Below are 4398 nucleotides of genomic sequence, written 5' to 3' on the forward strand. Positions count from 1 at the left end.
ATTTCGTTTGTCGCTTTCTGCGTTGTTGCTATCGGCGACTTTTTCTATATTACACCTCTATACTCTAATCGTCAATACCTTTTTATAAAGTTATTCAAGTTAATATTTTTACACTCTCTAATCTAGAGAAGAACCTATAAATATTGCATTATCCGAAAAGCCTCTTCGACTTCGCTTTAATTTCTTCTTCCAAAATATATTCAAGTTTACTTATACCCTAGACTTAATTGGTACGGAAGTTTTTTCTAGTGAAACTAACAACCTTATTTTAATAAATACTAATATGTAATTAAAAAGTTATTGCGCTCCCTAACACCTCTTTGTTTATCAGGCACTCTATTAGAAACGATGGAAGATATACGTATTCTTATAACAGACAACGATACAGAAATTCTTACATACTACTCTAGTTATAGAGTTCCCCTTATATGAAGTAATGGTTACTTACCTGTATACTCGTAAATATATAGAAACACACTAATACATTTACTAACTATCCCTGTGTCACTGAAATAGCAGACTTATATCTCTTTCATCTTTAGCAGCATCCATTTCCATATGGCCTAGTCGTAATAACTTTTATATCCTCTTAACAAACATTATAAGATATACAAATAAACTATACTCAAGGCCCGAACCAATTGATAGCATTTCTTTTTAAACACATATACTGGATTAAAAATACGTACCTCAATTGATCGAGTGTACCTAACACACCCGGAGGGAATGTTTGTTCTGTTTGTGTTTTATCACTTTTTATCACATTTAAGGATGTTTATCCTATACCTATATTTACGTTTTACCGCTAGAAGAGCGAATCGAGTTACTAACAAAGCATGTAATTTTATTGTTTCTATTATATATCCTCCGTTTTGAAATACATATAGAATTACAAATTCATTTATTTCTAGCTATAAACCTAAGAATACATAACAATAAGAAACCAATACATATAAAACACCCATAAAAACAAATTCTGCAACAAGGTATACTACGGCTGCACAATTATAAATCATAATCTTTTCAATACCTATAGGAGTCCTGTCCGCATTTAACGCAAATATAAACTAAAAAAATTTCAATATAAAAAGAGCCGGAATTTCTACTTTAAGAAAAATCCGGCTCTTTTTTTGGGCCACAACCAAAATTATTTAACTTACTCGCTATAACTGAACTCCCTCATAATAACCATAGCCAAAATAATTTTTACATTTAAGATTAAATGTCTATTTAATATTCCCTACTCTGCTGTACTGAAGATGAATGTATCATATCTATCACTACATGATATAAATTTTCCGGATATTCAGCTATCCGATGGCATAAATACAAGTACCACTCTTTCCCATAAGTCAAATACACCCTAGCATTATGTCCTTTGTTTTTCAAATCACTTAACATATCCGGACGAATTCCATATAGCATTTCTATTTCTACATTAGATTGGCTAAAATATTGACGTTGCTCCATTTCTTTAATAAGAATTTCATCATGTGTAGCTATAGATACAGGATGGTTGTTTTCAACTAGTTGTTCTACAATCTGAAGATACTGTTGATTTAAGTCAGTTGACCTAGGCATAGCAATATCCGAAACTTCTTGATAGGCACCTTTTACAACTCGTATTTTCCCTGGATAATGTAGGAGTTCTTGAATATCATTGTTTGAGCGATATAAATGCGCCTGAATCGTTATCCCTACATTAGGATATTGCTCAGTTGTTTTTTTATAGATGGAAAAAATGTCTGCTGCTTTAGATGATTCTTCCATACTTATCATAAGGGTAGTTCCATGTACTTTTGCCCTCTCTGCCAACTCCATTAAATGAATATAAGATATTTCTGGATCTATAGATAATCCAATATGCGATAAATCGAGTGATACTGTTTGTTTCATAGATAGAGCACCCATATCCCCAATAAGATTCCAAAACTCATTTTTTGCTTTATAACATTCCTCTATATCTAGAGTATTTTCCCCTATGTATTCTAGTGAAGTATGATAACCTTTTGCAATTAGTTCTTTTGCTGTCACAATCCCTTCATGTCTCGTTTCTCCGGTGACAAAGCGTTTCGCGGCTTGCAATAATAATGCATAGAGTTCAGTGGATTGTTGTACATAGGATTTAATATGTTCATTTCGTGCAATCGATTTAAATGCCTGAGCTACTTGGAATTCCGGTTTCGTCATCACATTTTCATCCCCTTTAGAACTATTTGATCCAACTATAGCATGCTAAAATGGTTTATATTAGTACCATTTCAACCAAACTTTTATGGTACCAATTTTGATGAAGGGAACATTTATATGCTTTGGATACCTATTGATCGATCGTTAGATATAAGTTTAATACGACAGGTTTATCACCAAATACGTGAACGAATATTAAACGGAGAGCTACAATCTGGAGAAAAACTACCATCAACACGGGAATTATCTTCTGAATTAAGCGTGTCTAGGAATGTAATTTTAGAAGCTTATGATCAATTATTTTCCGAAGGTTTTTTGGTCGCTCGACAGGGCGCCGGGACATTCATTGCAGAAGGGACTTATTTAGAACAACGTAAAAAATCAACTCTAATTGATTCTTTATCTTGGTGCGAAGAAATAAACAAAGACAGTAACATCATTAATTTTCGTTCAGGGATACCAGCATTAGACTTATTTCCACGTAAGGGATGGGCAAAGTTATCTCATACTATATGGAATGAAACACCTCCTTCTACGTTTGGATACGATATTCCCGAAGGGCGTCCCGAATTAAGAAAGGTTTTATCACGCTATTTACTAAAAACAAGAGGAGTTTTTTGTCATCCAGAACAATTGATAATTACCTCCGGTGCAACGCAAGCTTTAACACTTGTTTCTAAGTTACTTTTGTCAACAGGCGACGAAGTACTAATAGAAGATCCCATCACCAATGACATTCAAACAATTTTTAAAAATTCAGGAGCCTTCCTTTATCCTATACCAGTTGATTATAATGGGATGGATACATCTTTGCTACCTGCAAATAAAAACCCAAAATTCATCTTCACTACTCCTTCTCATCAGTTTCCTTTAGGAGGAGCGTTACCGATTCAACGACGGGTTCAATTGATTAACTACTCAAGAAAAACAAATTGTTATCTCATTGAAGATGATTATGACAGTGAGTTTCGATATGAAGGCTCACCTGTAAGTTCATTACAGGGGTTGGATCCCGAGCGTGTTATATATATAGGTTCATTTAGTAAAATTTTATCACCGGCCCTTAGGATGGGATACTTAGTTCTTCCTTCACACCTTATTGAAAAATGTCGCAGGGTAAAATGGTTTTCAGATCTACATACATCTTCTTTAAATCAGCTTGTCCTTGCTAAATTTATTGCCGAAGATTATTTGGAACGGCATATTATGAAGATGAAAAAAATCTATAAAAATCGAAGAGACTTCCTTATCCAGCAATTAAAATTAGCATTTTCAAATAAGATCAATATTTTCGGTTATTCTACAGGATTACACCTGATTGTTGAATTCAATCAATTTCAATTCAACAAAGAATTACTTGAGAAAATCCAACAACTTGGGGTTAAAGTATATCCTGTGGAAGACCACGCCATTGAAAAAGGAAAACATCATAATCGAATTATTATGGGGTATGGACATTTAACAACTGAAGAAATAAAAGAAGGCGTGAGCAGGCTACAGAGGGCAATACCTTGTATATATTCTTGTTAATAAATAGACTTTAAAACTCAAAATTAAAGAATCTAACAAATAAGGAAATTCCCCAGGGATTATAAAGAGACTAAAATATTAATTAAAGTGAGGTAACGATACAAATGAATCCATTAGCGCAATCATATTGGGATACTTATTGGGGAAACAATGAAAAACCAGAATCTGTTACAGCTTGGCAATTTGGTGATTCTCCTGATTATCTCGCTCAATTAGTCATTGATGGTGTGAAAACTACAACATGCTCCGGCCATATTTTTTATGAATTAGAAAATGAACCACTACCAACAACTAACGATTATAGTATTGTACTTAATAGTCAGGATGAACCTGTAGCTATTATTAAGACAATAGAAGTAACTATAATGCCAATGAATGAAGTGACTGAAGAATTCGCTATCGCTGAAGGCGAAGGCGATCGTACCTATAGTTACTGGAGAGATACCCATATTCAGTTTTTTACAAAGGAACTAAGCGAGCTCGGTCTTGGTTTTTCTGAAGATATGCTTCTCGTTTGCGAACGTTTTAAGCTTATCGATGTAAAAAACAAAGTGGAGCTATGATAAATAACGATTTTACCGGAAGTCCATGCTATATAAATACATTTATCTTTAAACAAATAAGCTTGTTATCAATGGATTTCTTGAGCCATTAATAACAAGCTTATTTCATCAAACA

At 33.5% G+C, this 4398-nt stretch carries 3 protein-coding genes; 2 read left to right on the forward strand and 1 reads right to left on the reverse strand.

Translation table 11 applies throughout. The features are described from left to right. Positions 1–1230 precede the first annotated feature (1230 nt). The gene (locus CDB3_RS31470) at positions 1231–2190 is read right to left on the reverse strand and encodes a proline dehydrogenase family protein (protein ID WP_128857199.1); all 960 of its coding nucleotides are present in this window, start codon (positions 2188–2190) and stop codon (positions 1231–1233) included. Between the two features lie 117 nt (positions 2191–2307). On the opposite strand from CDB3_RS31470, the gene pdxR reads away from it, so the two are divergent. Together pdxR and CDB3_RS31480 are read left to right on the forward strand one after the other, a co-directional pair. Beyond that, positions 2308–3720, forward strand: a complete 1413-nt coding sequence (gene pdxR / locus CDB3_RS31475; protein WP_128857200.1) for a MocR-like pyridoxine biosynthesis transcription factor PdxR — start codon at positions 2308–2310, stop codon at positions 3718–3720. A 104-nt stretch (positions 3721–3824) separates the two neighbouring features. Continuing rightward, the gene (locus tag CDB3_RS31480) at positions 3825–4283 is read left to right on the forward strand and encodes an ASCH domain-containing protein (protein ID WP_128857198.1); all 459 of its coding nucleotides are present in this window, start codon (positions 3825–3827) and stop codon (positions 4281–4283) included. Positions 4284–4398 lie beyond the last annotated feature (115 nt).

Source organism: Bacillus sp. CDB3, from assembly GCF_002081505.1.
In the GTDB taxonomy this organism is placed as follows: domain Bacteria; phylum Bacillota; class Bacilli; order Bacillales; family Bacillaceae_G; genus Bacillus_A; species Bacillus_A cereus_AT.